This is a genomic window from Streptomyces sp. SS8, from assembly GCF_054072955.1.
In genome coordinates this window covers 209,278-236,060 of record NZ_JBSVCZ010000005.1, presented here as the reverse complement: position 1 = coordinate 236,060, position 26,783 = coordinate 209,278, and the positions used below count along the sequence as shown (strand labels likewise).

Genomic DNA, 26,783 nt, shown 5'->3' with positions numbered 1-26,783 from the left:
GTAGGACCGCCCGGGGCCGACGGCCAGACTCTGTTACCGACAAGTATGCGAGACGGCTCGTCAGCAACCCGGCCCACCTGTGATGACCTGCGGTGATGCGAAGGTGTCAGTGGCGGCCCGTATTCTCTGGAACCATGCTCGATGACCAGTCGGCGGCCGAAGCGCGGCCCGCAGCGCAGCCCAGCACCCCGGCCTGGCCCACCGAATACCCCGACGCCTACGCGGTGGTGGACGTGGAGACCACGGGGCTCGCCCGGGACGACCGCATAGTCTCCGCGGCCGTCTACCGGCTGGACGCACGGGGTGACGTGATCGACCACTGGTACACCCCGGTCAATCCGCAGCGGGACCCCGGCCCGACCTGGATACACGGGCTGACGAGCGAGATGCTGGCCGACGCCCCGCTCTTCCCGCAGATCGCCGAGGAGTTCGCCGAGCGGCTGCGGGGCCGGGTGCTGGTCGCGCACAACGCGGTCTTCGACTGGTCGATGATCGCACGCGAGTACGCCCGTGCCCGGTTGCCGGTCCCCGTGCGGCAGCGGCTGTGCACCATCGCCCTGTCCAAGGAACTGGACCTGCCGCTGGCCAACCACCGGCTGGAGACCCTCGCCGCGCACTACGGCGTCGTCCAGCGCCGGGCGCACCACGCGCTGGACGACGCCCGGGTGCTGGCCGAGGCGTTCCGGCCGAGCCTGCACCTGGCGGCCGCGGGCCGCATACGCCTGCCCCTGCTGGCCTGCCGGCCGCTGACCGAGTGGACCGACTCCATCGTCTCCCCGGGCACCTCCTCCGGCACCTTCGGCGGACGGGACTCGCGGCCCTACGCGGGCAGCTGGCGCCCCTCGCGCAAGCGTCCCCCCTGCCCGTACCCCAACCCCGGCCGTTACGAGCCGGGCAGACCGCTGGTCCAGGGCATGCGGGTGGCGATCTCCGGGGACACCTCCGTGGACCGGGAGCTGCTGGAGGACCGGGCCGTCGAGGCCGGGCTCCACATCTCCGGCAGCGTCTCCCGCCTCACCAGCCTCCTGGTCACCAACGACCCCGACTCCGGCACCTCCAAGGTGGCCAAGGCGCGCGCCTTCGGCACCCCGGTGATCGACGAGGCGGCCTTCACCCAGCTGCTGCGGGAGGTGGCCCCCGCTCCGGGGGAGTGACGGCCGGCGGGGTACCGTCGATGACTGTGCCACCCGTATCGTCCGCACCGTCCGCTTCCGCGTACCGCTTCCTGCTGTCCCGGCAGTGGGTGGTTCTCACCCTCGTCGCGCTCCTGCTGATCCCGGGCATGGTCGGACTCGGCTTCTGGCAGCTCCACAAGCACGAGGACCGGGTGGCGCGCAACGAGCTGGTGGCCGAGAGCCTGGCCGCCGATCCGGTGCCCGTGGGGGAGCTGGCGGCTCCGGGCCGCGGCCCGGCCGAAGCCGACCGTTACCGCAGGGTGACGGCGACCGGCGTCTACGACACCGGCGGCGAGGCGGTCGTGCGCCAGCGCACCGGCGGGGACGGCCGGAGCATCGGCTACCACGTCCTGACCCCGCTGGTCCGCGGGGACGGCACGGCCGTGCTGGTCAACCGGGGCTGGATCCCGGCGGGCGACGACCTGACGAAGTTCCCCGAGGTGCCGGCGCCTCCCTCCGGCGAGGTCACCGTGACCGGGCGGCTGATGGCCGACGAGAAGGCCGGCGGCGGCGTCAAGGACAGGCAGGGGCTGCCGCCCCGCCAGGTGATGCTGATCGACAGCGCACGGATGGCCCGGGAACTGGACCGGTCGGTCCTGGGCGGCTACGTCGCACTGGAGGAGACCTCGCCGGAGACCTCCGGCGAGCAGCCCGAACGCCTTCCCGAGCCGGACCACAGCGGCATCGGCCCGCATCTGGCGTACGCGTTCCAGTGGTGGCTGTTCGCCGCCGCCGTCCCCGTCGGCTGGGTGGTGCTGGTCCGCCGCGAACGCCGGGACCGCCTGGCGCGGGACTCCGGTGCGCAGGCTTCCCCGAAGGGGCGCACGGACGGGGAGGCGGACGGCGAAACCGCGCCCGGGCGACCCGTTCCGACCCCCTCCGCTGCCGGGGCGGCGGACCGACCGGCAGACTGATCCCCATGGATCTCGGACTTCAGGACAGGGTGTACCTCGTCACCGGCGCCACCCGCGGGCTGGGTTTCGCCGCCGCACGGGAGCTGGCCGCCGACGGCGCGAAGGTGATCATCACCGGCCGGAGCGACGAGACGGTGGCCGAGGCCGCCGGACGGCTGGGCGGTGACGTCCTCGGCATGGTGGCGGACAACGCCGACCCGGCCGCGGCAGACCGTCTGGTGACGGCGGCCCACGAGCGCCACGGTCGTCTGGACGGGGTGCTGATCAGCGTCGGCGGGCCGCCGGCCGGCTCCCACGAGACGGTCACCGACGACCAGTGGCAGTCGGCCTTCGAGACGGTCTTCCTCGGCGCGGTGCGGCTGGCCCGCACCGCGGCCGCGCGACTGGGCGAGGGCGGGGTGATCGGCTTCGTCCTCTCCGGCTCGGTGCACGAGCCGATCCCCGGCCTGACGGTCTCCAACGGACTGCGTCCGGGGCTGGCCGGTTTCGCGAAGTCGCTGGCCGACGAGGTGGGGCCGCGCGGCGTCCGGGTCGTCGGGCTGCTGCCGGGCCGTATCGACACCGACCGGGTACGCAGCCTGGACGCCATGACCGGGGACGCCGAAGCCGCCCGCGAACGGAGTTCGGCCGCGATCCCGCTGCGCCGCTACGGCACCCCGGAGGAGTTCGGCAGGACGGCGGCGTTCCTGCTCTCCCCCGCCGCCTCGTACGTCACCGGGGTGATGTTCCCGGTCGACGGCGGCGCCCGCCGCGGCTTCTGACCTTTCCGTCCCGCCACCGTCCCCGGCCCGTACCGGCGGGGACGGCCACGGGACGGTGGGACCGGGGGCGGTGAGGGTGACCGGCGGGGCACCGCCTCAGCCCGTCCCCCCGCCCCGCTGCCGCGCCGGGCGCAGCCGGACCTGCGCGGTCAGTTTCTCCAGGCCCGCCGAGACACGGGCGTGCTCCAGCGCCTCGTCCCGCACGCGCGCGAGGACCTCGGCGGGGCTCGCGTGGGCGGCCACCGCCAGTGCGACCCGGGCCCGCACACCGGCGCGGCGGCGGCCCAGCCTCACCCGCGCCCGTTCCACGCCCGGCAGGGCCCCGGCCTCCCCTGCCACGGCGTCCTCCAGTGGCCGTGTCCCGACCAGGGCGCCGTAACCGTCGCCGCTGTCGACCAGCACGGTGTCCGGCCGCTGCCGCCACAGCTGCGCCGACAGCCACCACAGGGCGAGCAGGAGCGCGGCGGCCGGCACACCGATCGCCAGGAGCCATCGCCACCAGTCCGCGTCCCGCCACCAGGCGGGTTCGCCCCGCCCCAGCAGCGCCTCGTCCGGCCCGCCCCGGAAAAGATCCCGGGGCATGTCGAAACCCCAGCGCCGCTGGAGGTCGAGCCCGCCCGCCAGGGCCGCCAGTCCCAGCACCAGCAGCGCCAGTCCGGCCAGCCCCAGCAGGATCCGGTTCACCACCGTGAGCATCCGGTCCACCTCGCCCTTCCTCAGCCCTTCTTCGGGCGCCGCACCCGGACCGACCGCCGCGTCCTCCGGGCGAGTCCGAGCTGCCGCACGCCCTCCTGCGCGACCCTGTCCAGATCTCCACGCACATCGTCCAGGGGCCGGAAGTGCGCCCGCGCCCGCACCTTGACCTGATGCCGACCCACGCTCACCCGGACCGAACGCACCCCGGGCACGTCCATCAGCCGGTCGTGCAGCACCGTCTCGGCGGCGGATCTCTCCAGTCCGGCGCGCACCCGGACTCCGTCGGAGGAACCACCGCGCATCGGCAGCAGACCGCGCAGCCCGGGGGTGACCGCCAGCACGACCAACCACAGCCCCAGCAGGACCGCGAGCGCCGCGCCGGCGATCGCCCAGGGGTCGTCGAGCGGCCTGGCGGCCAGGTCCGCGGTGGTCTCGCGCCGCCACGCGGAGGGGGGCTTGTCGATGCTCGCGGCGACGGCCTCGTACAGGAGCACGGCCGCCGCGACGGCCAGGACCAGTGCCACGATCGCGGCCGGTACCCGCCGGGCCGACCAGAAGCGCCGGGTGCTCCCGCCTCCGCCACCCCCGTCGCCCCGGCCGCCGTCCGGCGGGCGGTCCGCGCCGGAGGGTTCAGGCGGGGGCGGTTCCACACCGTCCGCGTCCGTGCCGGCGGCGCTCTCGGGGGCCGGCTGCCGCCGGGCGTCGTGGCTCATCGTGCCCTCACCGCACCCTCCCTCCGCTCCTGCCGCCGGAGGGGCCCGTGTGCAGCCGTGTGACCTCGACGGTCACCTGCCGGACCGCCATACCGGCCAGCTCCCGCACCCGTGAGGCGACTCTCCGGCGCACCGAGCCGCACCGTGCGCCGATGTCGCAGGGGTAGGGAAGTTCGACCGCCACGAGCACCCGGGCCTCGCCGTTCGGCCCGTTCCGGTCGGCAGGGCGGCGGACGGCGACCTTCGCCCGCGGCTCCTTTCCCGCACGCGGCGCCCCGGGGTCCTCGTCCAGGGCCTCGCGGGCGGCCCGCGCGGCGATCTTGGCGACGACCCGGTCGGCGACCCTCGTCGCCCCCCGCTCCGCCGCGGGCACCCAGGAGATCTCCGCCCTGCGGAATTCCTGCGCCACCGGTCACCTCCGTCCGCCACCGGAGCGGAAGATCTCTCCCGGTTCCAGGTCGCCGTCGAGGACCCGGCCGGCGACGAAACCGACCACGCCCAGTACCGCCACCAGGAGGAAGGCCCAGAAACCGCCGAAGTATCCGGCGAAGCCCAGCGCCATGCCTGCGATCAAGCCGACTGCGGCCATGCTCATCGTGCGCTCCTCAGCTTCCTGCTCCGCCGGGCCCCTGCGGCCCGCGGCGCGCTACTGCAGCCGTGGCCTCTCCGGCTGCTCTTCCTCCTGGCCCTCGTCGGGCAGGTTGACGTCGTCGACCGTGACATTGACCTCGACGACCTCCAGCCCGGTCATCCGCTCGATCGAGCCGATGACGTTCTCGCGCACATCGCTCGCCACATCGGTGATCGACACTCCGTACTCGACCACGATGTCCAGATCGATCGCCGCCTGGGTCTCGCCGACCTCGACCTTCACTCCTCGTGTGACGGACGAACCGCCACCGCCACCGCCACCGGGAACGCGGTCGCGCACCGCGCCGATGGTCCGGCTCATGCCGGCGCCCATCGCGTGGACACCGTCGACCTCGCGGGCCGCCATCCCGGCGATCTTCGCCACCACGCCGTCGGCGATCGTGGTCTTCCCGCGCACACGCGGGTCGCTCGCGCCCCGCCCCTCACCGAGCCGTCCGCCGGAAGGGCCTGAACGGTTCTGCTGGGTGGTCTCGGTCATTTCCGTCACCCCTCGCCTTCGACAAAGGAACTCTTCATCCCGGTATCTCCACGCTAGACATGATTGTCCTCTTTTGCCTCATAAACGCACCGCCACATGGAGGAAGGACGCGGCCGGGCGAAGCCCGTGGCGCAAGGCTGGGCACCGTTGGAAGGAGAACCTCCAAGAGTGCCGACGGGGCACCGAAATGCCTCACGGGACAGGCACCGGGGGCCTGGAGAGGAGCGCAGACCATGGCCACGGACCGGTTGACTCAGGCCGTGCGGCGGCAGATCGGCTTCGGACGCCTGCTCCCGCTGGGCGGAGCGGAGGACGGCGCCTGGATCGCGGAGCGGGCGGCGGCCGATGTGCTGCGGCAGGCGGCGGCCGGGCTGCCGGGAGTGCGGCCGGGCACGCCGCGGCTCTCCCCGGCCGGGCCCGGCGCGGGCGGGAAGCCGGCCGTACCGATGCCTCCCAGCGCTCTTCCGCCCGGCCCGGTCACGATCTCCGCGGAGTTCGAGGCCGGTACGGAGGAGCCGCTGCCGGCGGCGGCCGAGCGGCTGCGCTCGGCCCTGGCCGAAGCGGCCGACAGGCGCCTGGGGCTGGTGGTGGCGGCGGTGGACCTGCGGATCACCGGGCTGCTGGGCGGGCCGGACGACGGGCCCCGGCCCGAGGAGCCCTCCGGGGAGCGGACCGGCACCGGGGAGACCCCGGACACCGGGGAGGCCGGGACCCCGGTCGGCGCCGCGGCGCTGGCCGTTGTGGGCGTGACACGCCTGGCCCCCGAACTGGGGGGCGCGGCCCGGGCACTGCGGATCGTGGACACCGGCCCCGGCGACGGGGCCGGCACGGCCCCCGGACGACGTGTGCAGGTCCAGTTCGCGGTCGCCGCGGACCACCGTGCGCTCGATGTGGCGCGCGCGGTCCGCGACGCGGCGGCACGGGCCGCGGCGGCCGGCGCCCCCGGGCCCGTGACGGTCGCGGCCGTGGTGACGGAGGTGGTGCGGGAGCCGGGGTGAGAGCGGTCAGTCGCCGATGCCGGCCAGGTCGCGCAGCCTGCGCGTCTGGGCCGCGCGCTCGGCGGCGCGCTGCTCGTCGTAGGTACGGTCCACCGCACCGCGCAGCAGCGCCTTGGTCTCGATCACCGCGTCGCGCGGGGCGGCGAGCAGTGCCGCGGCCAGGTCCGCGGTGGCGGCCTCCAGCTCCGCGGCGGGCACCACGAGGTTGGCCAGGCCGGTCCGCTCGGCCTCCTCGGCGCGCACGAAGCGGCCCGTCGCGCAGATCTCCAGCGCGCGGGCGTACCCGACCAGGGAGACGAGCGGGTGGGTGCCGGTGAGGTCGGGGACCAGCCCGAGGCTGGTCTCGCGCATCGCGAACTGCACGTCGTCGGCGCACACCCGGAGGTCGCAGGCGAGCGCGAGCTGGAAGCCCGCGCCGACGGCATGGCCCTGGACGGCGGCGATGCTCACGATGTCGTTGCGCCGCCACCAGGTGAAGGCCTCCTGGTAGCCGGCGATGGCCGTGTCGACCTCGGCGTCGGAACCGCGCGCCAGGTCGATGAAGGAGGGCTCGCCGTCGAAGCCCTCGGGGGTGAAGGCCTGCCGGTCGAGTCCGGCGGAGAAGGACTGCCCCTCTCCGCGCAGGACGACGACGCGGATCTCGCCGGGCAGCAGCCGCCCGGCCTCGGCCAGGGCGCGCCACATCGCGAACGTCTGGGCGTTGCGCTTGGCCGGGCGGTCGAGCGTGACCGTGGCCACGGCACCGTCCGCGGCGAGCCGCACGCCGTCCTTGTCGAGCAGGGTCATGAGGACCTCCCGGGGCAGTCCACAGTCGGACGACTGTCAAGTGACTGAAGAGTAACCACCCGGTCGACTGGATGTCCGACCGGGTGGCGCCCCTCGGGACACCCTGGGTCTCAGGACGTCGCGGTCTTCTTGCCCCGCGTGGCACCGCCGCGACCGCGCAGGGTCACGCCGGACTCGCTGAGCATCCGGTGCACGAATCCGTAGGAGCGGCCGGTCTCTTCGGCCAGCGCCCGGATGCTCGCACCGGAGTCGTACTTCTTCTTGAGGTCAGCCGCGAGCTTCTCGCGCGCGGCGCCGGTCACCCGGCTGCCCTTCTTCAGAGTCTCGGCCACCCGTGCCTCCTCATGGGAAGTGCGCTCTGGACTCTCATGATCACCCCTTGCCGGTTTTCTGGCCACCCATTCGACAAGGTCCGTAAAACGTCGTCGGCGGCCGGACAAGGACCCAAGGACCCCGGAGTGAGGCGTCTCACGGCTCTTTCGTGGTGCGCGCTTCCCTCCGACACGGAGAAAGAGCAGGTCAGGGCCTCGGCCGGTGTTCAAGCACCGGAGATGGGAGGTCTATGCCACACCCCCGGTGCCATCGACACCCGACCGCGCCGGAATACGAGCCGATCTCACTCAGATGATGGATCAAGCGTCGGCCGAATGATCCAGAACGGTGTGATCACAACGCGCTCGCGGCGTGGCCGGGGCGGGGTGGAGCCGGGGCGGATGTTCCGGCGCGGCGGGCGGCCGCCCGCCGCGCCGTGGCCGGCTCCGCTCAGGCGAGCGCCACGAGGTCCGCGTACTCCTCGCCCCACAGGTCCTCCACACCGTCGGGCAGCAGGATGATCCGCTCCGGCTGGAGCGCGTCCACCGCGCCCTCGTCGTGGGTGACCAGCACCACCGCGCCGGTGAAGGTGCGCAGGGCGCCCAGGATCTCCTCCCGGCTGGCGGGGTCGAGGTTGTTGGTCGGCTCGTCCAGCAGCAGCACGTTGGCCGAGGAGACCACCAGCGTGGCCAGCGCCAGCCGGGTCTTCTCACCGCCGGAGAGCACCCGCGCGGGCTTGTCCACGTCGTCGCCGGAGAACAGGAAGGAGCCCAGCGTCTTGCGGATGTCGACCAGATCCATGTCCGGGGCGGCCGAGCGCATGTTCTCCAGGACCGTGCGGTCGCCGTCGAGCGTCTCGTGTTCCTGCGCGTAGTAGCCGAGCTTCAGCCCGTGGCCCGCGACCACCCGGCCGGTGTCGGGCTTCTCCACCCCGGCCAGCAGCCGCAGCAAGGTGGTCTTGCCCGCGCCGTTGAGGCCGAGGATGACCACCCGGGAGCCCTTGTCGATGGCGAGCGAGAGGTCGGTGAAGATCTCCAGCGAGCCGTAGGACTTGGACAGCTCCTCGGCCATCAGCGGGGTCTTGCCGCAGGGCGCGGGGTCGGGGAAGCGCAGCTTGGCGACCTTGTCGGCCTGCCGCTCCCCCTCCAGCCCGGCCAGCAGCCGCTCGGCCCGGCGGGCCATGTTCTGGGCGGCCACCGTCTTGGTGGCCTTGGCGCGCATCTTGTCGGCCTGGGCGTTGAGGGCCGCGGCCTTCTTCTCGGCGTTGGCCCGCTCACGCCTGCGCCGCTTCTCGTCCGCCTCTCGCTGGGTCAGGTACTGCTTCCAGCCCATGTTGTAGATGTCGATGCCCGAGCGGTTGGCGTCGAGGTAGAAAACCTTGTTGACGACCGTCTCCACCAGGTCGACGTCGTGGGAGATGACGACGAAACCGCCGCGGTAGGTCTTGAGGAAGTCGCGCAGCCAGACGATCGAGTCGGCGTCGAGGTGGTTGGTGGGCTCGTCCAGCAGCAGGGTGTCGGCGTCCGAGAAGAGGATGCGGGCCAGTTCCACCCGGCGCCGCTGGCCGCCGGAGAGGGTGTGCAGCGGCTGGCCGAGCACCCGGTCGGGCAGTCCGAGGCTGGCGGCGATGGTGGCGGCCTCGGCCTCGGCGGCGTAGCCGCCCTTGGTGAGGAACTCCGTCTCCAGCCGCTCGTACTTCCGCATCGCCTTCTCGCGGGTGGCGCCCTGGCCGTTCGCCATCCGGTCCTCGTTCTCGCGCATCCTGCGCAGCACGGTGTCCAGACCGCGGGCGGACAGGATGCGGTCGCGGGCGAGGGCGTCGAGATCGCCGGTGCGCGGGTCCTGGGGCAGGTAGCCGACCTCGCCGGTGCGGGTGATCGTCCCGGCGGCGGGGACCCCCTCGCCGGCCAGGCAGCGGGTGAGGGTCGTCTTGCCCGCCCCGTTGCGGCCGACCAGTCCGATGCGGTCGCCCCTGGCGATGCGGAAGGAGGCGGACTCGATGAGGATCCGGGCGCCGGCGCGCAGCTCTACTCCGGTGGCGGTGATCACGGAAAATACTCCTGGGCAGGGTGGACGTACGTACGTCGTCGGTCGGGGGCTGGGAGACGGGCGTACACCGCTAATGCACGAGGAGGTTCACCATGCGGCCAGTCTAACGGCGGCGCGCAACCGGATTTCCGCGCCGGGGCGCCGAGGCCGCGCGGGCCCCGCGCCGTGCGGGGCGCCGGGGGCGCAAGGCCCCCGGCGGCCCGTCACACCTCGCCGGTATGGACCTGGAAGGCCGCTCGGCGCACGGCCCTGGCCAGCACCGGGTCCGGGTGGGCCGCGGCGAGCGCGACCAGGACCTGGACGGTACGGGGGTGGCCGGTGGCGCGGACCGCCTCCAAAAGCTCGGGGACGGTGTTCTGCACGGCCGAGTCCAGGTGCTCCACCAGCACCTTCCCCTCCCCGTGGTCGGCGACGGCCGCGGCGGTGTCCACCCACAGCCAGGTGGCCTCCTCCCGGGTCAGGACGCCGGGGGCGCCGTTCGCCAGGTCCGCCGGGTCCGCGCCGTCGTGCTCGGCGAGCCAGAGCAGGGCGTAGGGGCGCAGGACGGGCTCGCCGGCCGCCTCGCGGACGGCGGACTCCGCAGGGGCGCCCACGGCGCGCAGCGCCTCGAAGGCCAGCCCGCGGATGAGGGCGTCGTCACCGCGGGCGGCCTCGATCAGTTCGGCGACGGCCGGGCCGGTGGGGCGCGCGGCCAGCCAGGCCCGGTACTCGGCACGGGCCTCCCCGGGCGAGAGCCTGGCGCAGCCGCGCAGCATGTCCTCGGCGTGCTGCTCGATGTTCCCCGCCGGGCTCTGGGCCGCGACGCAGATCTGCTCCAGCTTCACCCACACCGCCCAGTTGCCCAGCGGGGTGAGCACCGCCTGCCCGGGGCGGCCCCGGCCGTCCTCGGCGCAGCGGGTGAGGGCGCCGACGGAGGCGAGGCCGTCCAGGGCCCAGTCCAGGAGCGCGGGCAGGCAGTCGTCCGCCTCACCGGCCGCCCCTCCCGCCGGGGGGCCGCCGGGCGAATCGCCGGAAGGGCCGCCCGGGGACGCCGCGCCGTCGCGCTCGGCACGGATCTCCGCGATGCGCCGCCTCAGCAGGTCCAGCAGGGCCGGCACGGTCACCGGGCCGGAGGACAGGTGCATCACGGACAGGAACTGCGGCGCCGCGACGACCACCTCCCCCACCGCCCCGGGGTCCGCGCCCTCGGGCGCGGGGTGGGCCAGCGACCAGGCGTCGAAGAGCGCGACCCAGCCGCGCAGCACGGCCGAGTCGTCGCGGTCCCAGGCGCGCAGCCGCCAGCCGGGCATGGCGGTGCCGTCGTGCAGTTCGATGAGGCCGGCGAGCCGGGCGCGGTCCCAGTGGACGGGGATCTGCTCCACCGGTATCCGCAGCTCCCCGGCCACCCGCTCGGCGGCCGCCACCGGCGACAGCCCGGTGCCGTCGGCCCAGCGGGCCAGGCGCACCGCCTCGCTGAGGCAGGCCCGTGCCTGACGGGCGAGTTGGTCGCGTGGGGGCACCCCCGCGGGGGGCCTGGGCGCGCTCCGCCGGCGGCGCGCGCCCACGGCTCGGCGCGCGGCGGCGAGAGGCTGACGGGATACGAGGCGCAGCCGGGTGTCTCGCGGGGTACGGGACGTCACGGGAGCAGTGTTGTTGATGACGGCCCGAAAGCCCAAACGCCGGTCGCGGCGCCTCACATGAGCGGGGTGAGGAAGCGGCGCAGCGCCTCCTGGTAGCCCTGCGGATCGGCGTTCCACATGGCGGCGTGCGGAGCCTGCCCGACGATGTGCAGCGAGACCAGGTCCGGGCGCTGTTCGGCCAGTTCGCGGGAGGGCCCCCAGGGCGCGACGGCGTCGTCCGGACCGTGCAGGACGAGCGTGGGCAGCCGCAGCGCACCGGGGTCGCTCAGCTCGGAGTGGAGGTCCGGGTGGAGCCTGGCGCGGCCCTGCGCGGCGCGCACCGCCAGCGGCAGCAGGGGGGCGGGGATGTGGCGGGCGCCCGCCAGGGCGCGCAGGGTGGCTCGCCAGTCGAGCACGGGCGAGTCCAGGATCAGCCCGGTGAGGAAGTCGCGGACCGGGGACTCGGCGGCGGCCCGCAGCGCCATGGTGGCCCCGGTGGACCAGCCGTACAGCACGATGCCGCGGGCGCCGCGGCCCAGGGCGTGGCGGATGGCCGCGTCGAGGTCGTGCCACTCGGAGTCGCCCAGGTGCACGGTGCCGTCGGGCGACCGGGGCGCCCCGGGATCGCCCCGGTAGGCGGGGACGAGCACGGGGACGCCCATGGCGTTCAGGAAGGGCAGGACGTTCATGGGGTGCTCGCGCGTGGCGCCCAGGCCGTGCACGGCGATGATCCACACGTCGCGCAGGGCGGGCAGGTACCAGGCGGGCAGGGGGCCGAGCTCGCCGGGCACCTCCACGTCCGCGTACTCCAGACCCAGCGCGTCCCCGGGGTTCCCGGTGTGGAGCTGCGGGGTCAGCCGCACCCGGTCCCCGGCGGCGAGCCGTCCGCGGTCCACCCGCTCCAGGCGCCGTACGACGGTGTCGGCGGAGGAGGGGACGTCGAGCACGGTTCCGACGACGGCGTGCCGGCCGGAGCCGGTGAGGGCGTAGGTGCCGGGGAGCTGGGAGATGAGGGACCGGGTCAGGGTGACCTGCCCCGCCGCGGTGGCGTGGACGGTCAGCTGCGGGCCCTCGAAGCCGGCGGGCGGGAGGTGCCCGGAGGGCGGCCTGAGGGCGGCGGTGGCCGCGTACCGGCCGGCCACGACAGCGGCCGCTCCGGCACCGAGCGTGGTGAGGGCGGTCAGGACCGCCGTTCTGCGCAGACTCATCGTCTCCAAGGATGGCGGCGCGGTGCCGCCGGGGCCAGCGGGCGGGCTCCGGCGGGTGAGCGGGGCGGGCCGGGACCGGCTCCCCCGCCCGGCGCCGCCGGCGCCGGTGTCGCCCACCTCGTACCCCGCCCGCGCGGCGTCATCCGCCCCGGGGCGGACGGGTGCCGGGCGGGTCAGTCGCGGGTGGGCCGGCCGCGCTGCCCGTAGCCGCGCAGCCGCCCGGCGACGCGGTCCAGTTCCCCGGGCGGCAGCAGGGACGGGGTGCGGCCGGGCACGGAGGCGGCGGCGAGCCAGACCCGGCACATCCACTCCAGCTGGGCGGTGTCGTCGTACGCCCGGCCGAGGCTGTCGGCGTACACGAGCGTGCCGTGGTTGCGCAGCAGGCAGCCGCTGCGGTCGCGCAGCGCCTCCAGCGCGTGGGCGGCCAGCTCCTCGCTGCCGTAGGTGGCGTACGGCGCCACGCGGACCGGTCCGCCCAGGGCGGCGGCCATGTAGTGGATCGCCGGGAGTTCGTCGACGAGGGTGGAGACGGCGGTGGCGTGCACGGCGTGGGTGTGGACGATCGCCGCCGCATCGGTGGAGCGGTACACCGCCAGGTGCATCGGCAGCTCGCTGGTGGGCACGAGGTCGCCGGCCACCGGCCGTCCGTCCAGGTCGACGGCGCACGGTTCGTCCGGACCGAGGCGGTCGTACGCGATGCCGCTGGGGGTGACCAGGACGGTGTCGCCGACCCGCACCGACACGTTGCCCGAGGTGCCCACGACCAGGCCGTCCGCCACCGTCCGGCGGGCCGTGGCCACCAGTTCCCTCCAGGCGTCCGCCCAGGCCGGCCTCATCCGCACCACCTCCGGCGGGGCACTCTAACGGCGGCGGCCCGTGCCGGGGCGGGCGGCGCACCGGAGCACGTGGAGGGCGCGTCTCCTACCGCACCGTGCGACCCTGCGCACACAGGCGGCATGAGACACCATGGCGCCGTTCCCAGTTCACCTTGCGTTCACTCAGCATCCTTACCTTCGCCGAGTACCTGCCCCCTCGACCGATTGCCTGGGTGAATGGAAAACATCACGCTTCTCATCGGGATCGTGATCGTCACGGCCTTGGTGTTCGACTTCACCAACGGTTTCCACGACACGGCCAACGCCATGGCCACCACCATTTCCACCGGGGCACTCAAGCCCAAGACCGCGGTGGCGATGTCGGCGGTCCTCAACCTCATCGGCGCCTTCATCTCGGTCGAGGTCGCCGCGACGATCTCCAAGGGTCTCATCAACGAGGACTCCGGCATCGAACCCGCGGTGATCTTCGCGGGGCTGGTCGGCGCGATCCTGTGGAACCTGCTGACCTGGCTGGCCGGACTCCCCTCCAGTTCCTCGCACGCCCTCATGGGCGGTCTCCTCGGCGCCACGATCGCCGCCGTCGGCATCGGCGCCGTCTCCATCAGCGCCGTCTTCATGAAGGTGCTGATCCCGGCCCTCGTCGCACCCCTGGTCGCCGGCATCGCGGCCATGCTCGCGACCAGGCTGACCTACCGGATCAGCCGCAACGCCGAGGAGGGGCAGGTCGCCAAGGGCTACCGCGCCGGGCAGATCGCCTCGGCCGGCCTGGTCTCCCTGGCCCACGGCACCAACGACGCGCAGAAGACGATGGGTGTCATCACCCTCGCGCTGATCTCCGGCGGTGTGCTCGGCGCCGACGCCGACCCGCCGCTGTGGGTCATCGCCTCGGCCGGTATCGCCATCGCGCTCGGCACCTACCTGGGCGGCTGGCGGATCATCCGCACCATGGGCAAGGGCCTGACCGACATCCGCCCGGCGCAGGGCTTCGCCGCCCAGACCAGCTCGGCCGTCACCATCCTGGCCTCCTCCCACCTGGGCTTCGCGCTCTCCACCACGCAGGTCTGCTCCGGCTCGATCATGGGCTGCGGCCTGGGCCGCAAGGGCGGTGTGGTCCGCTGGAGCACCGCCGGCCGCATGGTCGCCGCCTGGGGCCTGACCCTCCCGGCCGCCGGTCTGATCGCCGCGGGCTCCGCGCTGCTGGCCATCCAGGGCGACTGGGGCGTCACCGTGGTCGCAGTCGTCTCCGTCGCCGCCATCGCCGCCATCTGGTTCGCCTCCCGCCGGGAGCCGGTCGACCACACCAACGTCAACGACGTCGAGCCGGTCGAGGCGGAGGACGCGGGCGTGGTCACGGCCGCGGTGCAGGCCGTCGCCCCGCCGCCCACCGCCGCCATGGAGGAGGCCGGGAAGTCCTCCGACACCCCGGCGAAGACCACCGTCTCCGCTCCCTGAGCCCGAGCCCCGCGAAGGAAGAAGCACCATGGACATCGACTGGGCGGCCCTCGGCCAGGTCTTCGGCGTCAGTCTCGTGATGACGGTCGGCCTGGTGGGCCTGTTCACCCTCGGCATCGTCGGCCTGGGCACCAACGACAAGGCGCGGGGCGGCTCCTCCGCCCTGGCCCGCGTCGGCGCCTACGCCAGCTACGCCCTGTGCGCGGCCGCGGTGGCGTACGGCATCTACATCATCGCGGCCTGACCGAGGTCTGCCGGGGCCCGCGCGGCCCCGGCAGGCCTCGGTCAGGCCTTCGCGGGCGCCCGGCGGACACCGCCGGGCGCCCGCGCGTTCTCCCGGCGCCCCCTCCGGCGTACGCGGCCTCCCGGGCTCCTCCCACGCCCGCGGGCGCCCCCCCGCGTTCCCGCCCCACCCAGGGGCGCGAGCGCCCCCACGTACCCCCGGCGTGCGCCGTGTGCGCTTGCGCACAGTGCGCCGCCGCAGGTCACGGGTGAGTTGACGCGCTTGTCCGGCCGTGGTGGACTTCCCGTTGCCAAACGGCGGCAGGAGAGGAAGCCGGTGCGAATCCGGCGCGGTCCCGCCACTGTCACCGGGGAGCGCTCCCCCACCCAGCGTCACGGCCCGCACATCGGGCTGGAAGGCCGGGGGAAGCGCCGATCCGGGAGCCAGGAGACTCTCACCGCCGGTCACGTCGAGCCAGGGCGAGGACCCTGAGTGAGGACATACCGCCATGCCCGGCATCCTGCCTGCCGCACCGCCCCCACCGCGCTGTGCCACCGTCTCCGCACGAGGTGTGACGGCCGGCTGACGCGATGCGTGCCGATCACGCCCTCCCCCCGGCCATCGCTCCGGCGGACACCGGACTCCCCGCCGCCCCCGGCCTTCCGGCCGCGGGCTACGCGTGCGGGGCGGCCCTGGGATACCTGCTCGACCTGATCGCCGGCGATCCGCGCCGCGCCCATCCCGTCGCCGCCTTCGGGCGCGCGGCCGCGGCCGCCGAGCGCCTGCTGTGGCGCGACCACCGCGGCGCCGGCGCGCTGTACACCGCCGTGTGCGCGGGCGGCGCCGCCGCCGCCGCGGCGGCGCTGGACCGTGCGGTGCGCCGCTCCCCCGCCACCCGTACCACCCTCACGGCCGCCGCCGTCTGGGCGGTGGTCGGCGGTACGACGCTGGCGCGCGAGGCCCGCACGATCGCCGCCGCGCTGGAGGCGGGTGACCTGGAGGCGGCCCGCGCCCGGCTGCCGCACCTGTGCGGACGCGACCCGCAGGCGCTGGACGCCGACGGCATCGCCCGGGCGGTGGTCGAGTCCGTCGCCGAGAACACCTCCGACGCCGTGGTGGGCGCCCTGGTGTGGGGCGCGGCCGCCGGTGTGCCGGGGCTGGCGGGCTTCCGGGCCGTCAACACCCTGGACGCGATGGTCGGCCACCGCTCACCGCGCCATCTGCGCTTCGGCTGGGCCTCGGCGCGGCTGGACGACGTGGCGGGATGGCCCGGCGCCCGGCTGACCGCGCTGCTGGCCGCGCTCGCCGGCCCCGACCCGCGCGGCGCGCTGCGCGCCTGGCGCGCGGACGCCCGCCGCCACCCCAGCCCCAACGCCGGTGTGGTCGAGGCGGCGTTCGCGGGCGCGCTGGGTCTGCGGCTGGGCGGGACGCTGTCGTACGGCGGACGCGTCGAGCACCGGCCGGTCCTGGGCGCCGGCGGCCGCCCGGTGCGGGTGGAGGACATCGAGCGCGCGGTGCGGCTCTCGCGCCGGGTGTGCGCGCTGGCTCTGGCGGTCTGCGGCACCGCCGGGGCGCTGCGGGAGACCCGCTCCGCACGGCCGGGGAAGCGGCGGCGGGGGCGGCGGACGCCGGGGGGCGGGCTGTGACGGGCGGCGGGTTGCTGATCGCGGGAACGACCTCGGACGCGGGCAAGAGCGTGGTCACGGCGGGCGTCTGCCGCTGGCTGGCCCGCAGGGGCGTGAAGGTGGCGCCGTTCAAGGCGCAGAACATGTCGCTGAACTCCTTCGTGACGCGCGAGGGCGCCGAGATCGGCCGCGCCCAGGCCATGCAGGCCGCCGCGGCCGGTGTGGAGCCGAACGCGCTGATGAACCCCGTGCTCCTCAAACCGGGTGGCGACCGCTCCAGCCAGGTGGTGCTGCTGGGCAGGCCGGTGGGCGAGATGAGCGCGCGCGGCTACTTCGGGAACCCCGCAGTGCCGCCGTCCCCCGGCGTGGCGCGGCGCCCGGGGCGCCGGGAGGAGCTGCTGGAGACGGTCACCGACTGCCTGGCCGAGTTGCGCCGCACCCACGACGCGGTGATCTGCGAGGGGGCCGGCAGCCCGGCCGAGATCAACCTGCGGCGCACCGACATCGTCAACATGGGCCTGGCGCGCGCCGCCCGGCTTCCGGTCGTGGTGGTCGGCGACATCGACCGCGGCGGGGTCTTCGCCTCCCTCTTCGGCACCACCGCCCTGCTGGCACCCGGGGACCAGGCGCTGGTGGCGGGTTATCTGGTCAACAAGTTCCGCGGTGACGTCACGCTGCTGGAACCCGGTCTGGAGATGCTGCGCGGCCTGACCGGCCGGCCGGTGCTGGGCGTCCTGCCCTACGCGCACGGGCTGGGCATCGACGAGGAGGACGGGCTGCGGCTGTCGCTGCGCGGCACCGTCCGCGAGTCGGCCGTCGCGCCGCCGCACGGCCGCGACGTGCTGCGGGTCGCGGTGGTGCCCGTGCCGCTGATGTCGAACTTCACGGACGTGGACGCGCTGGCGGCCGAGCCGGGGGTGGTGGTGCGGTTCACCGACCGGCCCGAGGAACTGGCCGACGCCGATCTGGCGATCGTGCCGGGCACCCGCGGCACCGTGCGGGCGCTGGCCTGGCTGCGCGAGCGCGGCCTGGCCGGCGCGCTGGCCCGCCGGGCGGCCGAGGGCCGCCCGGTGCTGGGGATCTGCGGCGGCTTCCAGATGCTGGGCGAGCGGATCGAGGACGAGGTGGAATCGCGCGCCGGGACGGTGGACGGCCTGGGCCTGCTGCCGGTGCGGGTGCGCTTCGAGGCGGAGAAGACCCTGGCCCGGCCGGTCGGCGAGGCGCTGGGCGAGCGGGTGGAGGGCTACGAGATCCACCACGGCGTGGCCGAGGTGGCCGGCGGGGACGAGCCGTTCCTGGACGGCTGCCGCACCGGCTCGGTGTGGGGCACGCACTGGCACGGCTCGCTGGAGAGCGACGGCTTCCGGCGTGCCTTCCTGCGGCGGGTGGCCGCCGACGCGGGGCGGGCGTTCGTCCCCGCCCCGGACACCTCCTTCGCCGCGCTGCGCGAGGAGCAGCTGGACCGGCTGGGCGATCTGGTGGAGGAGCACGCCGACACCGCCGCGCTGCTGCGGCTGATCGAGGGCGGCGCGCCCGCGGGCCTGCCGTTCGTGCCGCCGGGTGCGCCGTGAGCGGCGCGAGCCGAACGACCGATGCGACCGATGCGAAGGACGTACGAACCGATGGGAGCTCGATGAGCACGGTACTGCTGCTGTCCACCGCCGACACCGACCTGCTGGCGGCCCGCGCCTCCGGCGCCCCGTACCGCATCGCCAACCCGGCGCGCGTCGACGTCGCAGGGGAGCTGCCCGCGCTCGTGGAGGGCGCGGACATCGCCGTCGTACGCCTGCTGGGCGGTCGGCGCGCCTGGGAGGACGGACTGGCGGCGCTGCGTGCCACCGGGATCCCGACGGTGCTGCTGGGCGGCGAGTCCGTCCCGGACGCGGAGCTGATGGCCGCCTCCACCGTCCCGGCCGGTGTGGTCGCCGAGGCGCTGAGGTATCTGGTGGCGGGCGGGCCGGAGAACCTGGCGGAGCTGGTGCGCTTCCTGTCCGACACCGTGCTGCTGACCGGCCACGGCTTCGACGGACCGCGCCCGATGCCCGAGTACGGCGTGCGCGGCGACCGGGGGCACGATCCGTCCCGGCCGACGGTGGGCGTGCTGTTCTACCGGGCCCACGAGCTGTCGGGGAACACCGCCTTCGTCGACACGCTGTGCGACGCGATCGAGGAGCGCGGTGCCAACGCCCTGCCGGTGTACTGCGGCTCGCTCAGGAGTGCCGACCCGGGCCTGTACGGACTGCTGGGCCGCGCCGACGCGCTGGTCGCCACCGTGCTCGCCGCCGGCGGCGCCCACGCGGCGGACGCGAGCGCGGGCGGCGACGACGAGTCCTGGGACGTCGGCGCGCTGGCCGAGCTGGACGTCCCCGTGGTCCAGGGCCTGTGCCTGACCGGCTCCCGCGCCGCCTGGGAGGCCTCGGACGCCGCCCTGTCGCCGATGGACGCGGCGATGCAGGTGGCGATCCCGGAGTTCGACGGGCGGCTGGTCACCGTGCCCTTCTCCTTCAAGGAGGACGGCCCCGACGGGGTGCCCGTCTACGTCGCCGACCCCGAGCGGGCCCGCCGGGTGGCCGGGATCGCGGTGCGGCACGCCGCCCTGCGCCGCAGGCCGAACGCGGACAAGCGGATCGCCCTGGTCTTCACCGCCTACCCCACCAAGCACTCGCGCGTCGGCAACGCCGTGGGCCTGGACACCCCGGCCTCGGCCGTGGGACTGCTGCGCGCCCTGCGCGAGGCCGGCTACGACACCGGCGAACTGCCCGGGAGCGGCGACGAGCTGATCCACCGGCTGATCGCGGCGGGCGGCCACGACGTGGAGTGGCTGACCGAGGAACAGCTGGCCGCCGCGCCCGCCCGGGTGCCCCTGTCCGACTACCGGCGGTGGTTCGCCGCGCTCGACCCGGAGCTGCGCGAGGCCATGCGCGAGCACTGGGGCGAGCCGCCGGGCTCGCTGTACGTGGACGGCGAGGGCGAGGAGGCCGAGATCGTGCTGGCCTCGCTGCGGTTCGGCAACGTGGTGGTGATGATCCAGCCGCCGCGCGGCTTCGGCGAGAACCCCATCGCGATCTACCACGACCCCGACCTGCCGCCCTCCCACCACTACCTGGCGGCCTACCGCTGGATGGAGGCCCCGCCGGAGCAGGGCGGCTTCGGCGCCGACGCCGTGGTGCACATGGGCAAGCACGGCACGATGGAGTGGCTGCCGGGCAAGGGCCTGGGCCTGTCGGCCGGCTGCGCCCCGGACGCGGTGCTGGGCGATCTGCCGCTGGTCTACCCGTTCATCGTCAACGACCCCGGCGAGGGTACCCAGGCCAAGCGCCGCGGCCACGCCACGGTCGTCGACCACCTGGTGCCGCCGATGGCGCGCGCCGACTCCTACGGCGACCTGGCCAAACTGGAGCAGTTGCTGGACGAGTACGCGCTGGTGAGCGATCTGGACCCGGCCAAGGCCCCGGCCGTGCGCAGCCAGATCTGGACGCTGGTGCGGGCCGCCGAGCTCCACCACGACCTGCGTGTGGAGGAGCAGCCGGACGAGGACGAGTTCGACGAGTTCGTCATGCACATCGACGGCTGGCTGTGCGAGATCAAGGATGTGCAGATCCGCGACGGCCTGCATGTGCTGGGCGGCGGCCCGGTGGGCGAGCCGCGCGTCAACCTGGTGCTGGCGGTGCTGCGTTCGGCCCAGGTGTGGGGCGGGGTCGGCGGCGCGCTGCCGGGCCTGCGGGCGGTGCTGGCCGAACACGTGGGGCTGGTGGAGTCCGAACTGCTGGCCGGGCCGGGGGCGCGGATCGAGGTGCCCGGGGCGCTGACCGCGCTCGCGGACGGGCCCGCCCGTACCGCCTCCGACGCGGTGGACCTGCTGGAGCATCTGGCGCGGCGGCTGGTGGAGTCGATGGAGGCCCGCGGCTGGGCGCGCGAGGCGGCCCCGAAGGTGGTCCGCGAGGTGATGGAGGCCGAACTGCCGGGCGCGGTGCGTGTTCTGGAGTTCGCCGCGGACGAGGTCGTGCCCCGGCTGGAGCGCACCACCGACGAGATCGGCAACGTGCTGCACGCGCTGGCCGGCGGCTATGTGCCCGCCGGCCCCTCCGGCTCGCCCACCCGCGGTCTGGTCAACGTGCTGCCGACGGGGCGGAACTTCTACTCCGTGGACCCCAAGGCGATCCCGTCCAGGCTGTCGTGGGACGTCGGCAGCGCGCTGGCGGACTCCCTGCTGGCCCGGCACCTGGCCGACCACGGCGAGTACCCGAAGTCGGTGGGCCTGACGGTGTGGGGCACCTCCTGCATGCGCACCCAGGGCGACGACATCGCGGAGATCCTGGCGCTGCTGGGCTGCCGTCCGGTGTGGGACGACGCCTCCCGGCGGGTGACGGGCTTCGAGATCGTGCCCCTTGAGGAGCTGGGCCGGCCGCGCATCGACGTCACCGTCCGCATCTCCGGCTTCTTCCGGGACGCCTTCCCGCACGTGGTGGCACTGGTGGACGACGCGGTGCGGGCGGTGGCGGAGCTGGACGAGCCCGCCGAGTCCAACCATGTGAGGGCCCACGCCGACGAGGACACCGCCGCGCACGGCGACCGGCGCCGGGCCACGGCGAGGATCTTCGGCTCCAAGCCGGGCGCGTACGGGGCCGGGCTGCTGCCGCTGATCGACGCCCGCAACTGGCGCTCGGACGCGGACCTGGCCGAGGTGTACGCGGTCTGGGGCGGCTACGCGTACGGGCGTGGGCTGGACGGCCGCCCGGCGCGCGGCGACATGGAGACGGCGTTCCGCCGCATCCAGGTGGCGGCCAAGAACGTCGACACCCGCGAGCACGACATCGCCGACGCCGACGACTACTTCCAGTACCACGGCGGCATGGTGGCGATGGTGCGCCACCTGACCGGGGACTCCCCGGAGGCTTACGTGGGCGACTCGGCCGTCCCCGACCAGGTGCGGACGCGGACGCTGGGCGAGGAGACCCACCGGGTCTTCCGGGCGCGGGTGGTCAATCCCCGCTGGATGGCGGCGATGCGGCGGCACGGTTACAAGGGCGCCTTCGAGATGGCCGCGACCGTCGACTACCTCTTCGGCTACGACGCGACGGCCGGGGTCGTGGACGACTGGATGTACCGGCGGCTCGCGGCCGAGTACGTCTTCGACGAGACCAACCAGGAGTTCATGAAGCGCTCCAACCCGTGGGCGCTGCGGGGCGTGACCGAGCGGCTGCTGGAGGCCGCCGACCGCGGGCTGTGGGCCGAGCCGGAAGCGGAGACCCTGGAGCGGCTGCGCGAGATCTACCTCGAACTCGAGGGCGACCTGGAGAGCGGTTCCGACGATCTGGAGGGCGACGCGTGACCACCACCGCGAACACGACCACGGCCACGGCCGACGCGAACACGACCGCCTACCCGTTCACCGCCATCGTCGGCATGGACGACCTGCGGCTGGCGCTGCTGCTGAACGCGGTCTCGCCGGCCGTCGGCGGCGTCCTGGTGCGCGGTGAGAAGGGCACGGCCAAGTCCACCGCGGTACGGGCCCTGGCGGCGCTGATGCCGCCGGTCGAGACCGTGCCCGGCTGCCGCTTCTCCTGCGATCCGCGCCGCCCCGACCCGGCCTGCCCGGACGGGCCGCACGGGCCGGGCCCGGGCGAGAGCCGGCCGGCCCGGATGGTGGAGCTGCCGGTGGGCGCCTCCGAGGACCGGCTCGTCGGATCGCTGGACATCGAGCGGGCCCTGTCCGAGGGAGTGAAGGCCTTCGAGCCGGGGCTGCTGGCGCAGGCCCACCGGGGCGTCCTCTACGTGGACGAGGTCAACCTGCTGCAGGACTTCCTCATCGACTCGCTCCTGGACGCCGCCGCGATGGGCGTGGTCCACATCGAGCGCGAGGGCGTCTCGGTGCGGCACTCCTCCCGCTTCCTGCTGGTGGGGACGATGAACCCCGAGGAGGGCGAGCTGCGCCCGCAGCTGCTGGACCGCTTCGGGCTGACCGTGGAGGTGGCCGCCTCCCGGGAGACCGGCGAGCGGATGGAGGTCGTGCGGCGGCGCCTGGCCTACGAGGAGGATCCGGCGGCCTTCGCCGCCCGCTGGGCCGCTGAGGAGAGCGGGCTGCGGGAGCGGATCGCGGCCGCGCGGGCACTGCTGCCCGGGGTGAGGCTGGGCGATGCCGCACTGCGGCAGATCGCCGCCACCTGCGCGGCCTTCGAGGTGGACGGGATGCGGGCCGACATCGTGATGGCGCGTACCGCCACCGCGCTGGCGGCCTGGGCGGGGCGCACCGACGTGTCGGCCGAGGACGTACGGCGGGCGGCGCTGCTGGCCCTGCCGCACCGCAGGCGCCGCAACCCCTTCGACGCACCGGGCCTGGACGAGGACAAGCTCGACGAGACGCTGCGGCAGAGCGGCGGTGCGGGGGACGGCGGTTCGGACGACGGCCCGGACGACGAGCCGGACCCGGACGAGCCGGACCCGGACGGGCCGGGCGGCGGCCCCGGGGGCGGGGACGGCGGCGGGCAGCCGCCGCAGGACGGCTCGCCGGAGCGGTCCGGCTCGCCCGAGCCATCCCTTCCCGGGCAGTCGCGCGGCGGGGAGGACGCCGGACCGGAGCAGGGCGGTGAACAGGGCGGTGAACGAAGCGGCGGACCGGGCGGCGGCGAGCAGGCCCCCGCCCGCGCCGGTGAACCGTTCCGCGCCCGCGCCCTGCACGTACCGGGTGTGGGCGAGGGCGCGGCGGGGCGGCGCTCACGCGCCCGGACCGCGCAGGGGCGCACCACCGGCGCCCGCCGGCCGCAGGGTGCGCTGTCCCGGCTGCACCTGGCCGCGACCGTACGGGCGGCCGCCCCGCACCAGCGGACGCGGGGCCGCTCCGGACCGGGGCTGCTGGTGCGCCGGGAGGATCTGCGCGAGGCGGTGCGCGAGGGCCGGGAGTCCAACCTCGTGCTGTTCGTCGTGGACGCCTCCGGCTCGATGGCCGCGCGGCGGCGGATGGGCGCGGTCAAGGGCGCGGTGCTGTCGCTGCTGCTGGACGCCTACCAGCGCCGCGACAAGGTCGGCCTGGTCTCCTTCCGCGGCTCGGGCGCCGAGGTGGCCCTGCCCCCGACCTCGTCGGTGGAGGCCGCCGCGGCGCGTCTGGAGTCGCTGCCGACCGGCGGCCGCACCCCGCTGGCCGCCGGCCTGCTGAAGGCCCGCGACGTACTGCGGACCGAGCGGCTGCGCGACCCCTCGCGGCGCCCGCTGCTGGTCGCCGTCACCGACGGGCGGGCGACGGGCGGCCCGCAGCCGGTGGTACGCGCCCGGCAGGCCGCGCGGCTGCTGGCCGCCGACGGCACCGCCTCGGTGGTGGTCGACTGCGAGTCCGGGCCGGTGCGGCTCGGGCTGGCCGGCGCGCTCGCCGCCGAACTGGGCGGCCCCGCCGTGACGCTGGAGGAGCTGCGCGCCGACACCGTCACCGGGCTCGTCCGCTCCCTGCAGGCCCCCGGCCGCACTCACAGGATCACCCGCGAGAACACCGACAGGAGGGCCGCGTAGTGCCGAAAGGACAGCCGAGTGTCGTCCCCGACGACGGCCTCACCACACGCCAGCGCCGCAACCGCCCGCTGCTGGCGGTCCACACCGGCACCGGCAAGGGCAAGTCGACGGCCGCCTTCGGACTGGCGCTGCGCGCCTGGAACCAGGGCTGGCCGATCGGGGTGTTCCAGTTCGTGAAGTCCGCCAAGTGGCGGGTCGGCGAGGAGCGGGCGCTGCGCGTGCTGGGCGCGAGCGGCGAGGGCGGCACCGTGGCCTGGCACAAGATGGGCGAGGGCTGGTCGTGGGTGCAGCGCGGCATCGAGTCCTCCGAGGAGGCGGCGCGCGAGGGCTGGGAGCAGGTCAAGCGCGATCTGGCGGCCGAGACCTACCGGCTGTACGTACTGGACGAGTTCGCCTACCCGATGCACTGGGGCTGGGTGGACACCGGCGAGGTGGTCGAGGTGCTGCGGACCCGTCCCGGCGTCCAGCATGTGGTGATCACCGGGCGGAACGCCCCGGAGGAACTGATCGCCGCCGCCGACCTGGTGACGGAGATGACCAAGGTCAAGCACCCGATGGACGCCGGCCAGAAGGGCCAGCGGGGCATCGAGTGGTGATCGGATCGTGAGTACCGCGCTTCCCCGGCTGGTCGTGGCCGCGCCCTCCTCCGGCAGCGGCAAGACCACCGTCGCCACCGGTCTGATGGCCGCCTTCGCGGCGGCCGGGCTGGAGGTCTCCCCGCACAAGGTGGGCCCGGACTACATCGACCCGGGCTACCACGCGCTGGCCACCGGCCGCCCCGGTCGCAACCTCGACGCGTACCTGTGCGGCCCGGATCTGGTCGCGCCGCTGTTCCTGCACGGGGCGGCCGGTGCGGACGTGGCCGTGGTCGAGGGCGTGATGGGGCTGTACGACGGGGCCGCGGGCCTCGGTGAGCTCTCCTCGACCGCGCAGGTGGCCAAGCTGCTGCGGGCGCCGGTGGTGCTGGTGGTGGACGCCTCCTCGCAGTCGCGTTCGGTGGCGGCGCTGGTGCACGGCTTCGCGTCCTGGGACCCGGAGGTCCGCGTCGCGGGGGTGATCCTCAACAAGGTGGCCTCCGACCGCCACGAGGAGCTGCTGCGCGAGGCGCTGGACGCCTGTGGGGTGCCGGTGCTGGGCGTGCTGCGCCGGGCGCCGCTGGTGCACACCCCCTCGCGCCATCTGGGACTGGTGCCGGTCGCCGAGCGGCGGGCGGAGGCGACCGGGGCGGTGGCGGAGCTGGCGGAGCGGGTGCGGTCCGGCTGCGATCTGAGGGCGCTGCTCGCCCTGGCGCACTCCGCGCCGCCGCTGCCTCAGGAGCCGTGGGCACCGCCCGTTCCCGCGAGCCGGCCGCACGGGCGCCCGGTGGTGGCCGTCGCGGGTGGAGCCGCGTTCACCTTCTCCTACGCCGAGCACACCGAGCTGCTGCGGGCGGCGGGCGCGGACGTGGCCGTCTTCGACCCGCTGCGGGACACCGCGCTGCCGCCGGGCACGGCCGGGCTGGTCCTGGGCGGCGGGTTCCCGGAGGTGTACGCGCCGGAGCTGTCGGCGAACGAGCCGCTGCGCCGGGCGGTGGCGGAACTGGCCGCGTCGGGGGCGCCGGTCGCCGCCGAGTGCGCCGGACTGCTTTACCTGAGCAGGGAGTTGGACGGTGTGCCGATGTGCGGGGTGCTCGACGCCACCGCCCGGATGACCGACCGGCTCACCCTCGGCTACCGCGAGGCGGTGGCGGTCGGCGACAGCGTCCTGGCCGCCGCGGGGACGCGGATGCGCGGCCACGAGTTCCACCGCACGGCGGTGGAACCCGGAGCGGGTGGGCCGGGCGCCGGGAGGCCGGAGGCCGAGGCCGCGCCGGCATGGGGGCTGACCTCGCACGGCTCCCGGCCCGGGCGCCGGGTCGAGGGTTTCGTGAAGGACGGCGTACATGCCTCGTATCTGCATGTGCACTGGGCCGCCGAGCCGTCCGTGGCCCGGCGTCTCGTCGGAAGCTGTGTCGAAGGGTGTGCGGCGTGAACGGTAGCGGCGGTGAGGTGCGGGAGACCGGCGGGCCACGGCTCGTCGGCGTCGGGGTGGGCCCCGGCGACCCGGACCTGGTGACGGTCAGGGGCGTCAAGGCGCTGCGCTCGGCGGACGTGGTGGTGGTGCCCGTGATGGAGGGCAGCGGTACGGGGCGCGCCGAGGCCACCGTCCTGCACTACGTGTCGCGCGAGCGGATCGTGCGGGTGGTCTTCGCGCTCAACGAGCGTGAGGACCGCACCCGCCGGGAGGCGGCGTGGGACGCGGCGGGCGAGCGCGTCGCCGGGCTGCTGCGCGCCCACGGCTCGGTGGCGTTCGCGACCATCGGCGACCCGAACGTCTACTCCACCTTCACCTATCTCGCCCAGACCGTCGGCGCCCTGGTGCCGGAGGCGGTCGTGGAGACCGTGCCGGGCATCACCGCGATGCAGGATCTGGCCGCGCGCGGCGGGGCGGTGCTCACCGAGGGGACGGAGCCGCTGACGCTGGTGCCGGTGACGGCCGGGACGGCGGTGCTCCGGCAGGCTCTGGAGGGGCCGGGGACGGTGGTGGCCTACAAGTTCGGGCGGCGGGCGCGCGAGGTCGCCGCCGCGCTGCGCGCCACGGGCCGTACCGAGGGCGCGGTGTGGGGCTCGGCGCTGGGGCTGCCGCAGGAGTCGATCCGGCCGGCGGCCGATCTGGAGGCCGCCCTGGGGACCGGCCCGGCCGCCGGGGGCACCGAACTCCCCTATCTGTCCACGCTCATCGCCCCCGCCCGCAGGGAGAACCGAGGAGGCAAGCTGTGACCGCCGTAAA

At 75.0% G+C, this 26,783-nt stretch carries 24 protein-coding genes and 1 riboswitch; of the genes, 13 read left to right on the top strand and 11 right to left on the bottom strand.

The annotated features are described in order from the left end of the window. Positions 1–134: 134 nt before the first annotated feature. From ACW69E_RS07565 to ACW69E_RS07555, 3 genes are read left to right on the top strand one after another with little or no spacing between them, the layout of a single operon-like run. Entirely contained in the window at positions 135–1,154 is a 1,020-nt protein-coding gene (locus tag ACW69E_RS07565; RefSeq protein WP_457497394.1) for a DEDDh family exonuclease, read from the top strand. A gap of 20 nt (positions 1,155–1,174) precedes the next feature. After that, a complete protein-coding gene (locus tag ACW69E_RS07560) occupies positions 1,175–2,089 on the top strand; it encodes an SURF1 family cytochrome oxidase biogenesis protein (protein ID WP_457497393.1) in 915 nt (304 codons plus the stop codon). 5 nt (positions 2,090–2,094) lie between these two features. Further along, entirely contained in the window at positions 2,095–2,850 is a 756-nt protein-coding gene (locus ACW69E_RS07555; protein WP_457497392.1) for an SDR family oxidoreductase, read from the top strand. 96 nt (positions 2,851–2,946) lie between these two features. Here the strand turns inward: ACW69E_RS07555 and ACW69E_RS07550 are convergent, their stop codons facing one another. Genes ACW69E_RS07550 through ACW69E_RS07530 form a run of 5 tightly spaced genes read right to left on the bottom strand, consistent with a single transcriptional unit; the run spans position 2,947 to position 5,388 of the window. Next, the gene (locus tag ACW69E_RS07550; protein WP_457497436.1) at positions 2,947–3,546 is read right to left on the bottom strand and encodes an alkaline shock response membrane anchor protein AmaP; all 600 of its coding nucleotides are present in this window, start codon (positions 3,544–3,546) and stop codon (positions 2,947–2,949) included. Positions 3,547–3,566: 20 nt separating this feature from the next. Beyond that, the gene (locus ACW69E_RS07545) at positions 3,567–4,259 is read right to left on the bottom strand and encodes a DUF6286 domain-containing protein (protein WP_457497391.1); all 693 of its coding nucleotides are present in this window, start codon (positions 4,257–4,259) and stop codon (positions 3,567–3,569) included. 7 nt (positions 4,260–4,266) lie between these two features. After that, a complete protein-coding gene (locus tag ACW69E_RS07540) occupies positions 4,267–4,668 on the bottom strand; it encodes a hypothetical protein (RefSeq protein ID WP_457497390.1) in 402 nt (133 codons plus the stop codon). A gap of 3 nt (positions 4,669–4,671) precedes the next feature. Next, positions 4,672–4,854, bottom strand: coding sequence for a hypothetical protein (locus ACW69E_RS07535; RefSeq protein ID WP_206346584.1), 183 nt, complete (start codon positions 4,852–4,854; stop codon positions 4,672–4,674). A 51-nt stretch (positions 4,855–4,905) separates the two neighbouring features. Then, positions 4,906–5,388 carry an Asp23/Gls24 family envelope stress response protein gene (locus tag ACW69E_RS07530; RefSeq protein ID WP_206346583.1) on the bottom strand — a complete coding sequence of 161 codons (483 nt, stop codon included), beginning with the start codon at positions 5,386–5,388 and terminating at the stop codon, positions 4,906–4,908. 233 nt (positions 5,389–5,621) lie between these two features. Between ACW69E_RS07530 and ACW69E_RS07525 the strand changes: the two genes are divergently transcribed. Continuing rightward, the gene (locus tag ACW69E_RS07525; RefSeq protein WP_457497389.1) at positions 5,622–6,386 is read left to right on the top strand and encodes a hypothetical protein; all 765 of its coding nucleotides are present in this window, start codon (positions 5,622–5,624) and stop codon (positions 6,384–6,386) included. A gap of 6 nt (positions 6,387–6,392) precedes the next feature. Here ACW69E_RS07525 and ACW69E_RS07520 read toward each other — a convergent pair whose 3' ends face one another. From ACW69E_RS07520 to ACW69E_RS07495, 6 genes are all read right to left on the bottom strand, one after another. Beyond that, on the bottom strand, positions 6,393–7,172 hold the full coding sequence (locus ACW69E_RS07520; protein WP_457497388.1) for an enoyl-CoA hydratase/isomerase family protein: 780 nt from the start codon (positions 7,170–7,172) through the stop codon (positions 6,393–6,395). Positions 7,173–7,282: 110 nt separating this feature from the next. Next, on the bottom strand, positions 7,283–7,504 hold the full coding sequence (locus ACW69E_RS07515; RefSeq protein WP_175540892.1) for a helix-turn-helix domain-containing protein: 222 nt from the start codon (positions 7,502–7,504) through the stop codon (positions 7,283–7,285). Between the two features lie 430 nt (positions 7,505–7,934). Next, positions 7,935–9,533 (bottom strand): ABC-F family ATP-binding cassette domain-containing protein, encoded by a 1,599-nt coding sequence (locus ACW69E_RS07510; RefSeq protein WP_457497387.1) that lies wholly within the window; start codon positions 9,531–9,533, stop codon positions 7,935–7,937. 203 nt (positions 9,534–9,736) lie between these two features. Further along, entirely contained in the window at positions 9,737–11,152 is a 1,416-nt protein-coding gene (locus ACW69E_RS07505) for a hypothetical protein (RefSeq protein ID WP_457497386.1), read from the bottom strand. 53 nt (positions 11,153–11,205) lie between these two features. Continuing rightward, the gene (locus ACW69E_RS07500) at positions 11,206–12,339 is read right to left on the bottom strand and encodes an alpha/beta hydrolase family protein (RefSeq protein ID WP_457497385.1); all 1,134 of its coding nucleotides are present in this window, start codon (positions 12,337–12,339) and stop codon (positions 11,206–11,208) included. Positions 12,340–12,512: 173 nt separating this feature from the next. Continuing rightward, positions 12,513–13,175, bottom strand: coding sequence for a class II aldolase/adducin family protein (locus tag ACW69E_RS07495; protein WP_457497384.1), 663 nt, complete (start codon positions 13,173–13,175; stop codon positions 12,513–12,515). A 216-nt stretch (positions 13,176–13,391) separates the two neighbouring features. Here ACW69E_RS07495 and ACW69E_RS07490 point away from each other — a divergent pair, with 216 nt between their 5' ends. The 9 genes from ACW69E_RS07490 to cobI all read left to right on the top strand — a co-directional run bounded on the left by ACW69E_RS07490 (position 13,392) and on the right by cobI (position 26,773). Continuing rightward, positions 13,392–14,627 (top strand): anion permease, encoded by a 1,236-nt coding sequence (locus ACW69E_RS07490; protein ID WP_457497383.1) that lies wholly within the window; start codon positions 13,392–13,394, stop codon positions 14,625–14,627. Between the two features lie 28 nt (positions 14,628–14,655). Beyond that, complete coding sequence (locus tag ACW69E_RS07485; protein WP_101254474.1) at positions 14,656–14,871, top strand: hypothetical protein; 216 nt, start codon at positions 14,656–14,658, stop codon at positions 14,869–14,871. Between the two features lie 261 nt (positions 14,872–15,132). Then, a riboswitch (cobalamin riboswitch) is annotated at positions 15,133–15,320 on the top strand. 120 nt (positions 15,321–15,440) lie between these two features. Next, entirely contained in the window at positions 15,441–16,496 is a 1,056-nt protein-coding gene (locus tag ACW69E_RS07480; RefSeq protein ID WP_457497382.1) for a cobalamin biosynthesis protein, read from the top strand. Beyond that, positions 16,493–18,046, top strand: coding sequence for a cobyric acid synthase (locus ACW69E_RS07475; RefSeq protein WP_457497381.1), 1,554 nt, complete (start codon positions 16,493–16,495; stop codon positions 18,044–18,046). The genes ACW69E_RS07480 and ACW69E_RS07475 overlap by 4 nt, the downstream gene beginning before the upstream one ends. A gap of 62 nt (positions 18,047–18,108) precedes the next feature. After that, positions 18,109–21,807, top strand: a complete 3,699-nt coding sequence (gene cobN / locus ACW69E_RS07470; RefSeq protein ID WP_457497380.1) for a cobaltochelatase subunit CobN — start codon at positions 18,109–18,111, stop codon at positions 21,805–21,807. Between the two features lie 74 nt (positions 21,808–21,881). After that, a complete protein-coding gene (locus tag ACW69E_RS07465) occupies positions 21,882–23,975 on the top strand; it encodes a putative cobaltochelatase (RefSeq protein WP_457497435.1) in 2,094 nt (697 codons plus the stop codon). Then, on the top strand, positions 23,975–24,571 hold the full coding sequence (gene cobO, locus ACW69E_RS07460; protein ID WP_457497379.1) for a cob(I)yrinic acid a,c-diamide adenosyltransferase: 597 nt from the start codon (positions 23,975–23,977) through the stop codon (positions 24,569–24,571). The genes ACW69E_RS07465 and cobO overlap by 1 nt, the downstream gene beginning before the upstream one ends. 4 nt (positions 24,572–24,575) lie before the next feature. Beyond that, on the top strand, positions 24,576–25,985 hold the full coding sequence (locus tag ACW69E_RS07455; RefSeq protein ID WP_457497434.1) for a cobyrinate a,c-diamide synthase: 1,410 nt from the start codon (positions 24,576–24,578) through the stop codon (positions 25,983–25,985). A gap of 17 nt (positions 25,986–26,002) precedes the next feature. After that, positions 26,003–26,773 (top strand): precorrin-2 C(20)-methyltransferase, encoded by a 771-nt coding sequence (gene cobI, locus ACW69E_RS07450; RefSeq protein WP_457497433.1) that lies wholly within the window; start codon positions 26,003–26,005, stop codon positions 26,771–26,773. Positions 26,774–26,783: the final 10 nt, after the last annotated feature.

Excerpts from the sequence above, each read along its gene's own strand:
- ACW69E_RS07565 (WP_457497394.1), top strand. The coding sequence starts at position 135 with ATGCTCGATGACCAGTCGGCGGCCGAAGCGCGGCCCGCAGCGCAGCCC.
- ACW69E_RS07560 (WP_457497393.1), top strand. The coding sequence starts at position 1,175 with ATGACTGTGCCACCCGTATCGTCCGCACCGTCCGCTTCCGCGTACCGC.
- ACW69E_RS07555 (WP_457497392.1), top strand. The coding sequence starts at position 2,095 with ATGGATCTCGGACTTCAGGACAGGGTGTACCTCGTCACCGGCGCCACC.
- ACW69E_RS07550 (WP_457497436.1), bottom strand. The coding sequence starts at position 3,546 with ATGCTCACGGTGGTGAACCGGATCCTGCTGGGGCTGGCCGGACTGGCG.
- ACW69E_RS07545 (WP_457497391.1), bottom strand. The coding sequence starts at position 4,259 with ATGAGCCACGACGCCCGGCGGCAGCCGGCCCCCGAGAGCGCCGCCGGC.
- ACW69E_RS07535 (WP_206346584.1), bottom strand. The coding sequence starts at position 4,854 with ATGAGCATGGCCGCAGTCGGCTTGATCGCAGGCATGGCGCTGGGCTTC.
- ACW69E_RS07530 (WP_206346583.1), bottom strand. The coding sequence starts at position 5,388 with ATGACCGAGACCACCCAGCAGAACCGTTCAGGCCCTTCCGGCGGACGG.
- ACW69E_RS07525 (WP_457497389.1), top strand. The coding sequence starts at position 5,622 with ATGGCCACGGACCGGTTGACTCAGGCCGTGCGGCGGCAGATCGGCTTC.
- ACW69E_RS07520 (WP_457497388.1), bottom strand. The coding sequence starts at position 7,172 with ATGACCCTGCTCGACAAGGACGGCGTGCGGCTCGCCGCGGACGGTGCC.
- ACW69E_RS07500 (WP_457497385.1), bottom strand. The coding sequence starts at position 12,339 with ATGAGTCTGCGCAGAACGGCGGTCCTGACCGCCCTCACCACGCTCGGT.
- ACW69E_RS07495 (WP_457497384.1), bottom strand. The coding sequence starts at position 13,175 with ATGAGGCCGGCCTGGGCGGACGCCTGGAGGGAACTGGTGGCCACGGCC.
- ACW69E_RS07490 (WP_457497383.1), top strand. The coding sequence starts at position 13,392 with ATGGAAAACATCACGCTTCTCATCGGGATCGTGATCGTCACGGCCTTG.
- ACW69E_RS07485 (WP_101254474.1), top strand. The coding sequence starts at position 14,656 with ATGGACATCGACTGGGCGGCCCTCGGCCAGGTCTTCGGCGTCAGTCTC.
- ACW69E_RS07480 (WP_457497382.1), top strand. The coding sequence starts at position 15,441 with ATGCGTGCCGATCACGCCCTCCCCCCGGCCATCGCTCCGGCGGACACC.
- cobN (WP_457497380.1), top strand. The coding sequence starts at position 18,109 with ATGAGCACGGTACTGCTGCTGTCCACCGCCGACACCGACCTGCTGGCG.
- ACW69E_RS07465 (WP_457497435.1), top strand. The coding sequence starts at position 21,882 with ATGGACGACCTGCGGCTGGCGCTGCTGCTGAACGCGGTCTCGCCGGCC.